This is a genomic window from Frondihabitans sp. OV104 (assembly GCF_057787745.1).
The window spans coordinates 2,645,198-2,660,191 of the sequence record NZ_CM173541.1 but is presented as its reverse complement, the minus strand read 5'-3'; the positions used below and the strand labels follow the sequence as shown (position 1 = coordinate 2,660,191).

Annotated in this window: 13 protein-coding genes; 9 read left to right on the top strand and 4 right to left on the bottom strand. The window is 62.0% G+C overall.

Annotation, left to right across the window (positions count from 1 at the left end; translation table 11 throughout):
• Window positions 1-383 precede the first annotated feature (383 nt).
• The 7 genes from AC3CBB_RS12435 to AC3CBB_RS12405 all read left to right on the top strand — a co-directional run bounded on the left by AC3CBB_RS12435 (window position 384) and on the right by AC3CBB_RS12405 (window position 7,564).
• Window positions 384-1,250 carry an alpha/beta fold hydrolase gene (locus tag AC3CBB_RS12435; protein WP_488624819.1) on the top strand — a complete coding sequence of 289 codons (867 nt, stop codon included), beginning with the start codon at window positions 384-386 and terminating at the stop codon, window positions 1,248-1,250.
• 23 nt (window positions 1,251-1,273) lie between these two features.
• Window positions 1,274-1,990, top strand: a complete 717-nt coding sequence (locus AC3CBB_RS12430; protein WP_488624818.1) for a hypothetical protein — start codon at window positions 1,274-1,276, stop codon at window positions 1,988-1,990.
• A gap of 370 nt (window positions 1,991-2,360) precedes the next feature.
• Window positions 2,361-2,879, top strand: a complete 519-nt coding sequence (locus AC3CBB_RS12425; RefSeq protein WP_488624817.1) for a MarR family winged helix-turn-helix transcriptional regulator — start codon at window positions 2,361-2,363, stop codon at window positions 2,877-2,879.
• Window positions 2,876-3,640, top strand: a complete 765-nt coding sequence (locus AC3CBB_RS12420; RefSeq protein ID WP_488624816.1) for an SDR family oxidoreductase — start codon at window positions 2,876-2,878, stop codon at window positions 3,638-3,640. Before AC3CBB_RS12425 ends, AC3CBB_RS12420 begins: the two co-directional genes overlap by 4 nt.
• The gene (locus AC3CBB_RS12415) at window positions 3,637-4,923 is read left to right on the top strand and encodes an FAD-binding oxidoreductase (protein ID WP_488624815.1); all 1,287 of its coding nucleotides are present in this window, start codon (window positions 3,637-3,639) and stop codon (window positions 4,921-4,923) included. Before AC3CBB_RS12420 ends, AC3CBB_RS12415 begins: the two co-directional genes overlap by 4 nt.
• Before the next feature lie 30 nt (window positions 4,924-4,953).
• A complete protein-coding gene (locus tag AC3CBB_RS12410) occupies window positions 4,954-5,934 on the top strand; it encodes a DNA topoisomerase IB (protein WP_488624814.1) in 981 nt (326 codons plus the stop codon).
• Window positions 5,927-7,564, top strand: coding sequence for a RecQ family ATP-dependent DNA helicase (locus tag AC3CBB_RS12405; RefSeq protein WP_488624813.1), 1,638 nt, complete (start codon window positions 5,927-5,929; stop codon window positions 7,562-7,564). Before AC3CBB_RS12410 ends, AC3CBB_RS12405 begins: the two co-directional genes overlap by 8 nt.
• 106 nt (window positions 7,565-7,670) lie before the next feature.
• Here the strand turns inward: AC3CBB_RS12405 and AC3CBB_RS12400 are convergent, their stop codons facing one another.
• Together AC3CBB_RS12400 and AC3CBB_RS12395 are read right to left on the bottom strand one after the other, a co-directional pair.
• Window positions 7,671-8,510: an enoyl-CoA hydratase/isomerase family protein gene (locus tag AC3CBB_RS12400; protein WP_488624812.1), complete on the bottom strand. Its 840-nt coding sequence runs from the start codon at window positions 8,508-8,510 to the stop codon at window positions 7,671-7,673.
• Between the two features lie 33 nt (window positions 8,511-8,543).
• The gene (locus AC3CBB_RS12395) at window positions 8,544-9,479 is read right to left on the bottom strand and encodes an NADP-dependent oxidoreductase (protein WP_488624811.1); all 936 of its coding nucleotides are present in this window, start codon (window positions 9,477-9,479) and stop codon (window positions 8,544-8,546) included.
• Window positions 9,480-9,551: 72 nt separating this feature from the next.
• Here AC3CBB_RS12395 and AC3CBB_RS12390 point away from each other — a divergent pair, with 72 nt between their 5' ends.
• Window positions 9,552-10,598, top strand: a complete 1,047-nt coding sequence (locus AC3CBB_RS12390) for a GlxA family transcriptional regulator (protein ID WP_488624810.1) — start codon at window positions 9,552-9,554, stop codon at window positions 10,596-10,598.
• 399 nt (window positions 10,599-10,997) lie between these two features.
• Here the strand turns inward: AC3CBB_RS12390 and AC3CBB_RS12385 are convergent, their stop codons facing one another.
• Complete coding sequence (locus tag AC3CBB_RS12385; RefSeq protein WP_488624809.1) at window positions 10,998-11,537, bottom strand: MmyB family transcriptional regulator; 540 nt, start codon at window positions 11,535-11,537, stop codon at window positions 10,998-11,000.
• 254 nt (window positions 11,538-11,791) lie between these two features.
• On the opposite strand from AC3CBB_RS12385, the gene AC3CBB_RS12380 reads away from it, so the two are divergent.
• Window positions 11,792-14,062 carry a helix-turn-helix domain-containing protein gene (locus AC3CBB_RS12380; RefSeq protein ID WP_488624808.1) on the top strand — a complete coding sequence of 757 codons (2,271 nt, stop codon included), beginning with the start codon at window positions 11,792-11,794 and terminating at the stop codon, window positions 14,060-14,062.
• Window positions 14,063-14,074: 12 nt separating this feature from the next.
• On the opposite strand, the gene AC3CBB_RS12375 is transcribed toward AC3CBB_RS12380, so the two are convergent.
• On the bottom strand, window positions 14,075-14,980 hold the full coding sequence (locus AC3CBB_RS12375; protein ID WP_488624807.1) for a helix-turn-helix domain-containing protein: 906 nt from the start codon (window positions 14,978-14,980) through the stop codon (window positions 14,075-14,077).
• Window positions 14,981-14,994 lie beyond the last annotated feature (14 nt).

Sequence of the window (14,994 nt, the reverse complement as noted above, 5' to 3'; positions counted from 1 at the left end):
AGGGACGCGATGGCGTGTCCCCAACAACCCCACCCGGCTCAGAAACTTCACGAACCCGCGTCTCCGATCTACCGGGGTCGAGCGGGCCGTCTCCCGGCCCGTGCCAGAGTCGCATTCCCTCGAGCGGTGGCATCGAGGACGCCGAGATCCCCTGGGTGTCCCTGCCGGGGGACTGTTCCCAGCGGGGACACGCGGCACCGCGAAGGCGGCTCCTAACGTGACGCCGGAAGCAAAAGCCGGAAGCCGAAATAAACCGAGCAACCGGCCTGGACGACGTCGGCGAGACGACACCCACAGTCGACCCGCCGACGTTAGAGGGCATCGCTCGGGCTCCATGCGTGATCGGCCCCAAGACAGATCTCTTAGATGAAAAGGAAGCGACCATGACCGACGCCTCACAACTCACGACGCCCACCCTCACCATCGACGCTGCGAATGGAGTGACGTACGCCTATCGCCGATTCGGCGAAAGCAACGACGGCGTTCCCCTGATCTTTCTCATGCATTTCCGGGGAAACCTCGACAACTGGGACCCCGCGCTCGTCGATGCGATCGCACAGAAGCAAGAGGTCATCCTCGTCGACAACGCCGGCGTGGGTGCGTCGACCGGGCTAGTACCCGCCACCATCAAGCAGATGACAATCGATCTCATCGCATTCATCGACGCCTTGGGTCTGCGCACCTTCGATGTCTTCGGTTTCTCCCTCGGTGGGTTCCTCGCGCAAGAGATCGCCCTGCTGCGCCCGTGGGCCGTGCGCAATCTTGTCCTGGCCGGTACGGGTCCTGCCGGAGCACCCGGCATGCACGGATGGCGTGAAGACATTCAGCGCGAATCTCGCATCGACGAAAGCACCGCGGAGAGCCTGCTTTACATCTTCTTCGCACCGACGGACACCAGCCGCAATCTCGGCAAAGCGTTCCTCGGACGCATCTTCACCCGCACCGAGGGGCGTGATGCGCCCACTACGACGGCAACCCGAGACGCGCAGTACGACGCCATCCTCGATTGGGGAATCCCGGACATCACGAAGCTGGAACGACTCACCGGCATCTCGCAGCCCACGCTGATCCTTCAGGGCGATGACGACCGAATGATCCCCACGAAGGGCAGCCACACGATGGTCGGCCTTATCCCCAATGCCCGACTCCACATCTTCCCCGACGCCGCTCACGCATCGATCTTCCAGTACCCGGAAGAGGCTGCAGCTCTTGTCAACGACTTCATCTCCGCACAATCCCGCACCGTCTGAAGCACCCAACGAAAGGCAGAACCATGTCAACACTTCTCGACAAAATCATCGACGCCCACGGAGGAAGCCGCTGGTCCGAGGTCAAGACCATCTCGGCCACCCGGTCGTTTGGGGGTGCCTTGTGGGAACTCAAACAGGTCCCTGGTGTCGCTGAGCACGGTCGATTCACGGTCGACCTGACGCGCGAATGGACGTCGCTTCAGAACTTCGGCGCTCCCGACGTTCGGACGGAGTTCACCCCGGATCGTGTCGCTCTCGTTCGCGGCGAGAACGAGATCGTCGAAGAACTCACGGATCCTCGCGCGTCCTTCGACGGGCACGAACTGACCACGCCCTGGAGCAAGTTGCAGGCGGCGTACTTCACGGGCTACGCCATGTGGACCTACAACACGGAGCCATGGTCGTTCACTTTCCCCGGTGTCGTCGTCGAGGAGACAGGGACATGGACCGAAGACGGGCAGACCTTCGACCGGCTCCAGGTCACCTACCCGAGCACGCTCGCCACGCACAGCCCGACCCAGACGCTCTACGCCGACTCCGACGGAGTCCTCCGACGACGTGACTACGACGTGCAGATCATGGGCGGCAACCCTGCCGTCGAGTACATGACCGGTCAGACCGAGGTCGGCGGACTCATCCTCCCCACGGATCGATCCATCTTCGTTCGGGACGCCGACGGCAATGCCGTCCGCGAGCCGCTGATCGTCTCGATCAACATCAGCGACATCACGGTCGAGTGACATGACGACCACGGCGCGGCCCACCGGACTCATCACGCGAAACATCCTCGATGAGCTTCGTTTGCTGCCCTCCGAATGGCGGCGCCGTGGTCTGACACCGCCCCTTGAACTGATGGCACTCGTCGAAATGCGGGCGATGCCTGCAGAACCCTCCTACAGCGATTTCTTTCTCACCCCCAGCGAGCGTCGCTCTCGACCAGTCTTCTGGTAACACCTCAGACCCTGGCTCTTCGTTAGGCGCTTCGGCGATGTGCATCCTGCTTTCAGAGTTCTGGTCAAGCTGAGAGCACTTGTCGGCTTGTCGCGGCGTCAGCCAGCAGTTCAGGGCTTTCGCTCTGAGCGCATCGGTCCACGCTCGCTAATCTTGCTGATGCATCAGGTAAATGCCACACTTGCTGACATGTCAGCAAAAATGTCTGAGCGTCACGTCGACACGTGGCAGAAACTGCAAGTCGTCCTCGAGACGCTTCGCCGAGAGGTCGGCCGCGACCTTTGGGCTGAATCGCAATTGTCAGAATCGGAATTTACGATCCTGGCCCATTTGGCGAGCGGCAAGGGCGACGGAGTTCGTCCAACCGACTGCGCCCGAGCTATCGGCTGGGATTCCAGCCGGCTGGCCCACCAAACACGTCGACTCGAGAAGCGCGGCCTTATCGGCAAAGCCGCTGCAACGGACGACGGGCGGGCCATCCGACTCACAATCACTGGCGCGGGGCGTGACGTCTATCGGGCATCGCTCGGGCCGCACCTACGCTCGGCGAAAAAATGGTTCGGGGACGCACTAAGCGATGAACAGGTCGCCGGACTGGACATCGCCCTCGATGCGCTGACTGCTCACATCACCCTCCTCACCGACAGCACCACCCACGCAAGGACTTCGAATTCGTGACCCAGCTAGAGAACACATCCGCCCGAATAAATGATCTCGCGGGACAGAACGTCCTCGTCGTGGGAGGCTCCGGGGGCGTCGGCGAGGGAGCGGTTCGAGCCTTGCTCGGCCGCGGAGCGAGGGTTATAGCGACGGGACGGTCCGAGGACCGCCTAAACGCCTTCAAAGACCGACTCAACCACACGAGCCTTTCCACGCTGGTCCTCGATTCCCTCGAGCCACGGTTCGGCGAACACGTTCAGGGTGATGTCGCGGCCCTCGGGCCGTTCAACGCCGTCGTCGTTGCCGTCGCCTCCTGGGGCGACCAAGGACCCAAGCCGCTCCTGACGCTGCAGGACGACGAATGGTCTGCGCTCATTGAGCAGAACCTCACCAGTGTTTTCCGCACCTACCGGGCCCTCGTTCCCCACCTGGTTTCCGGAGGATCACTCATCCAACTCAACGGTATGTCTGCGGAAATCCCATTCCCTGGCAACGGCGTCGTTGCCCTGACGGCAGCGGCCGGAAAGTCCCTCACGGTCACTCTTGCTGAGGAGCTGCGGCGAACGGGAATCCGGGTCTACGAGGTCATTCTCGGCGTGGTCCGCACTCGCCAGCGGCAGTTGGCCGGTATTGACGATGAGCGATGGCTTTCTGGCGAGGAAATCGGCGAACACATGGCCGACCTCATCAATGGGACCAGCCCGTTGGCCGGGACCACACTGCAGTACTTCGTGGACAAAACCATAGGGCCCACTGCGACCCTGCCGAGCCTGCGATGACCTCCACCATGCTCGAGATCCGCCCAGGAGACCCCGGCTATCGAGATGTTCAACACGTCTATGGCGCCATGGGCCACCCAGCCCTCGTGCTGTTACCTGCTAGCACCGAAGAGGTCGCTGCGGCCATTGTTCGGGCCCGCGCCCTCCCCGGCCCTCTTGCCATCCGCAGCGGCGGACACGGGATCAGCTCCCTGTCCACCAATCACGGGGGAACGGTCATCGATCTCCGTCGACTCGCCGGCATTGAACGCCTGGGCTCGACACGCGTCCGAATCGAACCTGGCGCCCGCTGGGGAGCAGTGGCCGACACACTCCAACCGTGGGGGCTCGCCATCAGTTCCGGGGATTCTGGAGACGTTGGCGTCGGCGGCTTGGCGACAACAGGTGGAATCGGGCTCATGGGTCGCGCTCACGGCCTCACCATCGACCGACTGCGCCGTGCCGACATCGTCCTGGCCGACGGCAGTATCCACGTTGCTTCCAGGGGAGAGAACACGGACCTGTTCTGGGCGATTCGTGGAGCAGGAGCAAACCTCGGAATCGTCACCTCGTTCGAGTTCGAGGCGTCTACTACTTCGGAAGTTGCGCGCGCAACAATCCTTTACGCCCCCTCTGACCTTTCGTCCTTTCTCGTCCAGTGGGGAGCCGCCGTTGAAGCTTCACCGCGAAACATCTCGGCCTTCCTATACATCGGAGGCGGCCCTGCCCCCTTTGCCCAAGCAACCATCATCTATGCGGGCTCCGACGTCGATGAGGCGCAGAAAGCTTTGAGCCCGTTCGCCGCGCTGCCAGGTATCCGGGGCCAACGCGCGGAATTGGTGCCCTACGCCGACGTACCCCTAACCACGGGTGCCCCGCACTCAGGTCAGCAAACAGCCGTCACCCATACCGGACTTGCTGACCACCTGAATCCTTCCCTCAGCTCGCGGCTCGCCTCGCTAGTGGATACGGGTGCCCTGGACATGCTTCAGATACGTTCGGCCGGCGGCGCAATCAATGACGTCGACGAATTCGCGACCGCCTACGCTCACCGCCACCAGAACTTTTCCGTCACGGGCGTCTCGGCAACCGCTTCCAAGGCGTTTGACGACGCATGGGTTCCCCTCCGAGATGACATGCCAGGGATCTACCTGAGCTTTGAGTCCAACCACCGCCCCGACGACATCGCACGGGCCTTCCCCGCCGCCACCCTGGAGAAGCTTCGGAGGATTAAGACCACCGTCGATCCCGACGGCGTGCTTACCCAGAACTTCGACCTCAGCGGGGCGGCATCGAGTGACTAGGTCATCCGCTCTTCTTCCTCCGGGACATCCATGATCACTCGAACGAATCACGATGCGCCTGGGCTAACCCGCAGCTGCGTTGACGGGGTCGTCGAATACCGCGATGGCGACGGTTCCGTAGTCAATGATTTATCGACATTAGAGCGGATCCGCGCATTACACATCCCGCCGGCCTGGACTCAGATCTGGATCTCCCCTGACGAGACGGGGCATCTGCAAGCACTCGGAACAGATGCGGCGGGCAAACGCCAGTATGTCTACCACCGCGCCTGGAGTGAGCATGAGTCGAAGATCAAATTCGATCGCGCCCTCGATCTCGCGGAGACCCTCCCGCGGGCCAGAGAAGAAGTCGACGCCCACTTGCATCTAAACCGACCGACCAAGGAGCGGGCCCTAGCGGCCGCGTTCCGCATGCTCGACACAGGATCGCTGCGGGTGGGAAGCGAACGCTACGCGCAAGATCACGGAAGCTTTGGGCTCTCAACGCTGCTTGGCAAACACGCAGTCGTAAGAGGTGACACCGTCCACTTAACGTTCCCCGCGAAGAGCCACCACTCATGGGAATCGGACATCGTGGATTCGCGACTTGCGCGCGTGATATCTGGTCTGAAGCGCCGGGGCCAGGATCTGACCCTCCTCGCCTACCCCGCTAAATCGGGGTGGATTGCACTTCACGCCGACCACATCAACGGATACGTCAAGGAACGCACTGGAGGCCACTTCACCGCCAAGGACTTCCGGACTCTGCACGGAACTCTCGCCGCCGCCAGAAGCCTGACGCAATCCGGTCCAGTCCTAGACGAGACGGACCGGGCGCGGGCCATCGCCAGGAGTATGCGGGCTGCCGCCGCCGTGCTGGAGAACACACCCGCTGTAGCCAAGGCGAGTTACGTCGATCCGCGGCTCATCGACATCTACGTCGGCGCTGGACGCATCGATATCAGTCTGGACTCGGGTGCCGAGACGGAGCTTTCGACTCTTCTCAGGAGTGCGAGCATGAAGCATGGGTGACACGTCGACGCAGATCCTCCCCGTGGCGCAGAACGCGTTCGGGTGGGCGTCCCTCAGGCCTGGACAGGCCGAGGCGATCGACAGCGTGCTCGAAGGACGAGACACGCTTGTCGTCATGCCCACCGGCGCCGGAAAGTCCGCGATCTATCAGATCGCCGGTTACCTGACAGAGGGCGTCACGGTCGTGGTGTCGCCGCTCATCGCTCTTCAGGTCGATCAAGTGAGAAGCCTAGAGGGCCATCGCGACGCGCCCCGAGCCCTGCTTCTCAACTCCAGTCACGGTCGATCCGAACGGGACCGCACGCTGACGGCGCTGTCAGACGGTGAATCTCACTACTTCTTCGCCTCTCCGGAACAGTTGTCAAAGCCGGACGTGAAACAGCCCCTCCGCGAGGCCGGCGTCCGGCTCTTCGTCGTCGACGAAGCCCACCTCATCTCGCAATGGGGTCACGACTTCCGGCCCGATTACCTAGAACTGGGTCAACTTATCGACGACCTCGGACATCCCCCTGTCCTCGCGCTTACCGCCACCGGATCTCCACCAGTTCGCGACGAGATCCGGGAGCGGCTGAGATTTCGGCGCGACACCGTCCTGACACTCGGATTCGACCGGCCTAATCTTCACCTTCGTGTCGTCCGCCATGAAGACGAGGCTGGGAAGCGAGAGGCGGTCCTCAACAGAGTTCAAGATCTCTCGGGACCTGGCTTGGTCTACGTCCCAACCCACAGAGATGCCGACCAATACAGTCAGCGACTCCAGGCAAGAGGGATTCGAGCCAGCGCTTATCACGCCGGACACACCCTCAGGCAGCGCCGAGAAGTGCAGCAGAAATTCATGGACGGTGAGACGGAGGTCGTCGTCGCCACGACGGCTTTCGGCCTCGGAATCGATAAGCCGAACGTCCGATTTGTCGTCCACACGGCACCATCGGACTCGCTCGACAGCTACTACCAAGAAATCGGCCGGGCAGGCAGGGACGGTGAAGCAGCCCAAGTCGAACTGCACTACCGAGCGAAAGACCTCGGCCTTCGAGCGTTCTTCAGCCATGGGTTCATCAATCAGAGAGAACTCGAGCACGTCTTCAGCCACCTCGTCGACAGTCGGCAGGCGAAGACAACACGGGCTCTCGCCCAGGAGCTGGGCACGTCGGAAGAGTCGCTGGCTCGACTGATCAATCTCCTGAGTGACGCCGGCGTCGTTGCGGTCACAGATGAAGGAGTCTCCGTGAAAGAGGGAATCACCTTCGAGGAAGCTCTTTCCAAGGCATCCGACGCGGAACAAAGCCGGGAAAGCGTTGACCTCTCGCGCCTCGCGATGATGCGTTCCTACGCCGAGACACACCAGTGCCGCAGGCAGAACCTACTCGGATACTTCGGGCAGGACCTTCTCGAGCCCTGCGGACACTGCGACACCTGCGAACGCCCCAACACGCCTTCGTCACCCCAGTCGGCCGAGCGAAGCGACATCTTCAGCACCGGCACTAACGTCACACACGTCCTATGGGGATCGGGATCGATCATGCACGTTGACGACCACAGCCTCACCGTGTATTTCTCCGATGTTGGCTACAAGGTTCTCTCGCGCGAGGACGTACTGACACGTCATCTGCTCGTCGTCGTCGGGCCCTGACCGAGAAGGTACGCACCGCACGTTCATCGAAGGGGTGGACCTTGACGTCTTAGATCAAACGCGGTGCGGGCATGCCTTGCGGGTGGCGAGCCCGAGACTTTGGCGGCTAGTTGCCCGACTCCGCTGCGCGCCGCAAAGCAACTTGACCGAGAACGTCCCCAAGGACGTATTCCATTTTGATGGCGCCCTCGCCGGAGGGCTGTGGGGTGCTGGCTCGACTGAGATAGCCCGGCAGTGTCGTCGTGTGAACGAACTCGGCGTAGGCCGAAACCAGGTCGGCCTCGGGTGGTAGGACTGCTCGGTTGACCATCCGTTTGGCCGTGGCCAGGGCCGTGCGGTCAAAGGCTGCGAGACGCGCGACTGTGGCGTCCACGATGGCGTCGAGTTCTGCATCGGGAAAAGAGCGCGTGACCATACCCCAGCGCTCCGCCGTCACCGCGTCGTAGTCGGCCGAGGTTAGGATCACCTCGAGGGCACGGTCGCGTCCAATAAGCCGGGGTAGGCGCTCCGTTGCGCCTCCACCGGGAACGACCGCGGTGCCGACTTCGGGTTGGCCAAACATCGCTTTCTCGAGGCTGGCGTACCGAAGGTCGAGCGCCAGAGCCAACTCGTTGCCACCACCTCGGGTTCGACCTCGAATCTTCCCAATCGTGATGTACGGCGCAAGCGTCAGCCTTTTCACTAGCTCCGTCCACGCCGCCGCCCCGGTTGCGTCATCAATTCCAGGGAAGTCGTCCAGGTGAGCGAGATCGAAGTGGTTGAGGAAGAAGTCCGGTACGGCGCTGTCGAAGACGAGGACGGCCAGGAGCGCGTCGCCTTCTAGTTCGTCAAGGATCTCGGTAAGCCTTCGCACCGTCGAGCCCTGAACAAGGTTGACAGGTGCGTTGGTGAAGGTGATCCGGGCCACGGTCGGTGACTGACGTTCGTAGGAGAGGGTGTTGTTCACTGTGAGTCCTTTTGTCGCGGGTCGTGGTCAGGATCAGACAACCCGGAGCACAACCTTTCCGGGACCGTGCTTTGTGCCGTGGGCTGTAGCAGCGTCTTGGAGGGGGTACGACTTGGCGATCGACGGCACGAGCCGGCCGTGCGCGACCAGATCGGCAAGGGCGGTCATGCCGACTTGATCGGACTCGACGAAAATGAGGGTGGCGCGGATACCGCGCTCTGCCGCCGCCGCCGTTATCGTTTCGACGCTCATCGGAGTGGAGGAGACGAAGACGCCTCCATCGCGAAGAAGCGGGAGGCTCTGCTTTGGGTAGTCACCGCCCACCAAATCCAGCACGACGTCGATGTCGGCGACCGTGTCGGTGAAGTCTGTTGTCCGGTAATCGATGACTTCATCCGCACCTGACGAGCGAGCAAGCTCTGCGGACTCGCCGGAGGCGAGCCCGATCACGTACGCACCTCGCGCCTTGGCGATCTGCACCGCAAGATGGCCGACACCGCCGCCGGCGGCCGTGATTAGAACCCTGGTTCCAGGGCCGACGGAGGCAGTGTCAACGAGGGCTTGCCACGCGGTGAGGCCCGCCAGTGGGAGAGCCGCCGCTTCGATGTGGCTAAGAATCTCCGGTTTGCGAACGAATGCCCGCGTGGGGCCGACGACGTATTCCGCGTAGGCACCTCCGCCATTTGGGAAAGGCAGAAGACCGAAAACTTCATCGCCTGGCTGGAACAGGGTGACGCCCGGACCAACTTCGGTGACGGTCCCAGACACGTCCCAGCCCAGGGTGAACGGTGGCGGTCCGCTGAAGACTCCCCTCTGGCGGTTCATCAGGTCTGCTGGATTCACGCCAGCCGCGTGCACCTGGATGAGGACCTGTCCAATGCCGGGTCGAGGTCGGTCTCGCGGTGCGACGTGAAGAACGTCGGGGCTTCCTAGCTCGTCCTGGACCACCGAGCGCATCGTTTCAACCATGTCTTGACGCTATTCGGCAGCGACGCTGGACTCCATGACAGGAACGTCATCTTCCGATACTTTTGAGCCACTATGGAAAACAATCCTCATCGTGTGGTCGTTTTGGCGCAGGACGGCGCTTATCCGTTTGAGTTAGGTATCCCTGCTCGAATTTTTGGCGCCGCGGGCGGGGTCTACTCGGTGAGCCTTTGCTCGGCGACGGGCGAGCCGATTGAGACGAACGCTGGCTTCTCCGTCGTCCCCGGAGCTGGTGCGGAGGCTCTCTGCGATGCGGACACGATCATCGTTGTGCCCGTAGACCCCCGGTACCTCAAGCGGGAACTAAGTGACGACGTCCGGGACGCCTTGTCTCAGGTTCGACCCGGCACCCGAATCGTCTCCATCTGTACGGGCGGGTTCACCCTTGCCGCGGCAGGGTTGCTCACTGATCGTGTTGCCACGACTCACTGGCTTTGTGCGCCTATTTTTCAAGAGTGGTTCCCGCTAGTCGACTTGGATGAGAACGTTCTGTTCGTCGACGAGGACGACGTTCTCACCTCGGCTGGTGCGGCTGCTGGCATCGATCTGTGCCTTCACATTATCCGGAAGGATTTTGGCGCGGATCTGGCGACGAAGGTGGCCCGGCAGTGCGTAGTCGCTCCCTATCGCGACGGAGGGCAGCTGCAGTTCATCGATCGACCGGTTCCGGCGGTCGCGGATGCAACGACAGGACCGGCGAGAGAGTGGGCATTAGCGCGACTCAGCGATCAGCTGACTGTGAGGGATCTTGCCGAGCAGGCCCATATGAGCGAGCGAACGTTCGTCCGCAGGTTTCAAGCCGAGACCGGTCTCGCACCTCGCAAGTGGCTCACGCAAGAGCGATTGATGGTTGCCCGCGGACTTCTCGAGTCCACCGACCTTGGCATCGACTCGATCGCGGCCGCTGTCGGGTACGCCACCGCGACGTCGCTTCGCAAGCACCTTGATGCTCTTCTCGGTATGACGCCGCGTGCCTACAGGTACACGTACCGTGCCGCTAGTTCGGGGCCGCGTCGCCCTGCAGGTAGACGCAGCGACAGTCACGCGCCGGCAGAGTCTGCCGAGGACACGGCAACACCAGTGCTTCTTGGATCGCTCTGACCCGCTAAAGCCCCCTTCTGTCTCCCGGCTCGGGGTGGCCCGAAGGTCCAGGGGTTGAAGGGCGGCGAGGTTCTGCCCTGTAGTTCTTCAATCCGCGCCCGTGATGCTCGGTGAAGTCCAAAAGTCGGTGATTTCCCCGATGATGCGCAGATAGTCGTGACCAAGAATTGGAGTGGCACGAAGGCCCGGTGCGCTCTGCAGCGAGCTTGTCAGTCGTCAGGTGGAGCGTTCCCCCCAACTGCTCCCTCGACGATGGTGCCGTCTTGAGGACTCATCGTTGAGCCTCAAGCGAGGGGCCCTCGCCACTTCATCGAGATTCGGGTCCCGATCGAGTGCGCGAGGGCCTCGTTGCGCCACGCCTTGGCGGGTGTGAATGCGGCGGCTGCTGCCGTTGCCTGCTCAGCCTTGAGGCCCCGCCGGGCCGCTCTGCTCCGAGGCGGCGTTGACGGCGGCGACAGCAGATGGGTCTGCAGGATGCCAAATGACGAGGTTGCGATCATCGCCCGAGGGTGACCGAAAGGCGAAGTAGACAAATTCAAGACAAACGTCTGGCTTCGACCACAACTGGAAATGGCCGACGAGTTGTGATGCGTCGGATTCCGCCCAACTGCTCGCGAACTGTCTGCTCTGCGCTGCGAGTTCGCCGATCAGATCTAAAAAGGCGGAGTCCTCGCCCCAGTCCTCAAGCAGCTCGCGAAGTGCGGCCGTGATGAAATTTGGCTGTCCTTCGTCAAAACTCCATCTCGCTGGCGCTCGAAGGAATGCTTCTACCGCCAGGTTCGCGCCCGGAACCAGCTCCGGTGCCAGGGCTTGTAAGACGGCGTTGCTGGCTTGGACGTTGAGGTGTCGGTCGAGAACGAGAGCAGGCACGGCTGACCAAGCACGAATCAGGGCTCCGAGGTCCTCCGCGCCGATCGATGATGCATCGTCACTCGTCACGCATGAAGGGTAAGCGTTTCTGGGTTGAACTCGACTGTCCCAGATGGGGGCACTCTAAAAGTAGTCGCCGTGTGATGGGGCATGCCGTGACGCGGGCGTCCGGCTAGATATCGCATGCCGGGAGTTCGCCGACGTGATCGCTCAGACCGCGCAGAGTCGGCGGTTGCCAAGCCGTAGCTTCGCGAGCTGCAATTCTGGCGCCCGAGCGAGTTGTGCCTCAGAATGTTCTCGGACTACGACCGCGTCCGTCGCTCATGGTCATCATCGACAGCCCAGCGAACCCCCGTTCGGCGAGGAGGCCACCAATGGATCGGCCTGCCCCGCTGTCCGACCGGTTGCGTCGCCTTCGACTCGCTTCGGACCTAACGATGGAAGTCCTTTCGGAACGTTCCGGAGTGAGCGTCCGGACGATCAGCGATATCGAGCGAGGCGTCAGCACGGCACCTCATCGCCGCACCCTCCTCGCCATCTCCGAGGCGCTATCCCTGGACGTCCAGGCACGGAGATGGCTTCTCCGACCCATTCAGGTGGAGTCCGATGGGCGACCGTCCATACCCCCACCTCCTGTTCGCGACTTCGTCGGGCGCGAAACTGAACTGGACGGTGTTCGCCGGAAACTGGAATCGCCGGGCGCGCTGATCCTTGTCACGGGTCAGCCGGGCATCGGCAAGACGACCTTGGCTATGGAGGCGGTACGGCGTCAGGGCGTTGCTTCGATGATTCTCTTCGCCGACCTTGCCGGTCACGGTTCGACACCCGCTAGGCCATTGCAGGTCGTGCAACAGCTTCTGCGTCTAGTTGATGATGTCGGTGCGATTCCTGCGACTCTCGAGAACGCCAGCGCTAGGTGGCGTGAAGTGTGCCGAGTCCTTCGTCCTCTTGTGATTTTGGATAACGCTGGCAAAGAAGAGCAAATCAGACCCGTTCTGAGCGATGACCTCACCGCTCTCATCGTCACATCCCGCCGAGTCTTGGCCGGGCTCACTGCCACGGCCAGAGTTGACCTTGAGTCGTTATCGCTAGATGAAGGCATGCGCTTGCTAAGACAGGTCATCCCGGAGCGTCAGCGGTCTGAGCTGTCCGTCGAAGAACTGGCAAGACTGTGCAACGGTAGCCCTTTGGCGTTGCGTATTGCCGGGAATCGCGTCGCCAGCCGGCCCACCACAAACGCTTCCGAATTTGCGCTGAGACTTCAATCCGAACAGCGGCGATTGCGCCTTCTTGTGGCCGGCGATCTATCTGTTGACGCCGCATTCGCCCTGTCCTACGACGACCTCGAACCAGTCGCCGCCGCCTTGTTCCGGGCCGTTTCCCTAAGCTCCGGCAGGACCTTCGACGCACGGCTTGCCGCGGCCGGGGCAGGGCTCGACGTAGACGATGCCGAAGAACTTCTCGACGAACTTGTCGACCTCGGTTTCCTGCAGGCGATTAGTAACAACCGCTACTACATGCATGACCTGACGAGGCTTTTCGGTCGGTCGCGGCTAGCCGCGGCTGAGGGCGAGGAAGAAATACTCTCCCGGCTTCGACAGTGGCTGCTTGATGAACTTGGGAGAGCAGCATCCGTTTTCATCGATGGGGTCGAGGCCGATGACCAATCGGGGCTTACCCAAGTGCACGCGTTGAATGAGGAAGCAGCCGGCGCTTGGATTCGGCTCGAAGAAGAACACTGGTGGCCGGCCCTTCGAGGCGCGGCTCGAATGGGACAGCATGCAACCGTTGTGCGCCTCGCGCTTCTGCTCCAGGACGGGTTCGCTCATCTTTGGCTGGGCTGGGGAAATTGGACAGACCTATTCGAACTGGCCGTGAAGTCTGCCCGCGCGCTTGACGATGGGCGCCTGATTTCGAAGCTGCTTGGTTCGTTGCATTGGGCGTCTATCTTCGAAGGCGGTGACGATGACGCGGGCCTTGAAATAGCGCAGGAGCAACTTGTCGAGGCGGAGAAAGCGCGTGATCGCACGCAAATCGGATGGGCCCACTATCACCTGGCCTGGGCCCTACAACGGAAACGCGAATTCGCGCCAGCGCTGAGGGAGATTGAAAACGCACGCCGTGCGGCTCCGGGAGGAAACCTGGACAATTGGTCCGCGGAGGTCACGGGCCTGGAGGCGGTGATCCGCGCCGGTGCAGGAGAACCTGAAGTCGCAGCGCATTTGTTGTTTGGCGTGCTTTCGCAGATGCCGGACGGACCCTTGTCGGCGAAGGAGCGGAATGCCAAGGCCATCGTTCTAGAGGAGCTGGTCAGGATGCTGTACGCCGCGGGCCAAATCGAGGCCGCGCTATCTGTGGCCAACGATGTTGTCGAGTTGGCGGACCAAACGCCTTCGGACAGCCTCGCCGCTCGGGCTCTCACAATTAGGGCCAAGTTGCTTCTCGAAATGGGTAAGCCGACCGACGCATCCGTTGACCTTTCGAAGGCAAAGGGCCTAGTCGGGACGGCACGGGCTGACGCCATTGCGTCGCGCCTTCGAATCGACCAGGACGAATTAGCCCGTCGGATCGAGGCGCAGCGCGGGCGCCCCTAGGCAAGAGACGGGTTAACCGCGGATTAAGCCTGGCTCTTCAATCTGCACCGTGGATCCATCTTGGATTTCCGCTATCGGCGTTCCCAAAGTCTGTTCCTCGGCGTGGCGCTGCAGCCAGAGGATTGCCTCTTCGCCAACGCTCCCGGCACTCGCATGAAAAGCCACGAGAATCTGGCCCGTACCACCGGGAACGAGGAGCGTTTGACAGGTCAACGTCACCATCCCGAAAGGACCGATAGGTTGTTCCAACTCGCCGATGTAGTGAGGCGAAGCGTCGTGACGAGCCCACAGTCGACGGAAGTGGGGGTCGCGCATGGACAGTATCCCGACGATTTCTTGAAGTCGGGCATCGGCGGGGTCGCTGTTGAACCGCAGTGTCGCGGCTGTTCGGGCCGCCGTGTTTTCCCATTCGGGGTCGAGTTCCCGCATGAAGTCGCTGAAGACGAGGAGTGGGAGATTCTGGCCGGGCTCAAGGAAACCGGGAGCCATGGCGCGGGCTAGGTTGTTGGCCATGACGACGTCCTGCGTGGCCGTCATGATGTACGCCGGAGTGTAAGACCACTGCGCCAATAGGCGCTCGAGTCCCAGCGTTATCGGTTCCGGGACCTGGGTGTCTTCCTCCACTCGTCCGTAGCTCGGTTGAAATCGCGCCAGGCGAGTCATGTATTCGAGCGCGTTCGCGTCCAGATGGAGAGCTTTCGCGAGGGAGCGGAGCACCTGATCCGATGGCTGACGGTCCCGGCCCTGTTCCAGTCTCAGGTAGTACTCCTGGCTGATGTCCGCGAGCCTTGCGACTTCCGATCGTCGGAGTCCCTCGACGCGTCGTGTTGTGAAGCTAACCAGCCCCACCTCGTCCGGATGTATTAGAGCCCGGCGTGCCCGAAGGTAGTCACCCAGTGGTGATCCGGTGGTTCCCACAATCGTGTCCTTTC

What these genes read in the sequence shown, in the direction of transcription:
- AC3CBB_RS12435 (WP_488624819.1), top strand. Translation starts at nt 384, where the DNA reads ATGACCGACGCCTCACAACTCACGACGCCCACCCTCACCATCGACGCT.
- AC3CBB_RS12430 (WP_488624818.1), top strand. Translation starts at nt 1,274, where the DNA reads ATGTCAACACTTCTCGACAAAATCATCGACGCCCACGGAGGAAGCCGC.
- AC3CBB_RS12425 (WP_488624817.1), top strand. Translation starts at nt 2,361, where the DNA reads ATGCATCAGGTAAATGCCACACTTGCTGACATGTCAGCAAAAATGTCT.
- AC3CBB_RS12415 (WP_488624815.1), top strand. Translation starts at nt 3,637, where the DNA reads ATGACCTCCACCATGCTCGAGATCCGCCCAGGAGACCCCGGCTATCGA.
- AC3CBB_RS12410 (WP_488624814.1), top strand. Translation starts at nt 4,954, where the DNA reads ATGATCACTCGAACGAATCACGATGCGCCTGGGCTAACCCGCAGCTGC.
- AC3CBB_RS12405 (WP_488624813.1), top strand. Translation starts at nt 5,927, where the DNA reads ATGGGTGACACGTCGACGCAGATCCTCCCCGTGGCGCAGAACGCGTTC.
- AC3CBB_RS12395 (WP_488624811.1), bottom strand. Translation starts at nt 9,479, where the DNA reads ATGGTTGAAACGATGCGCTCGGTGGTCCAGGACGAGCTAGGAAGCCCC.
- AC3CBB_RS12390 (WP_488624810.1), top strand. Translation starts at nt 9,552, where the DNA reads ATGGAAAACAATCCTCATCGTGTGGTCGTTTTGGCGCAGGACGGCGCT.
- AC3CBB_RS12380 (WP_488624808.1), top strand. Translation starts at nt 11,792, where the DNA reads ATGGTCATCATCGACAGCCCAGCGAACCCCCGTTCGGCGAGGAGGCCA.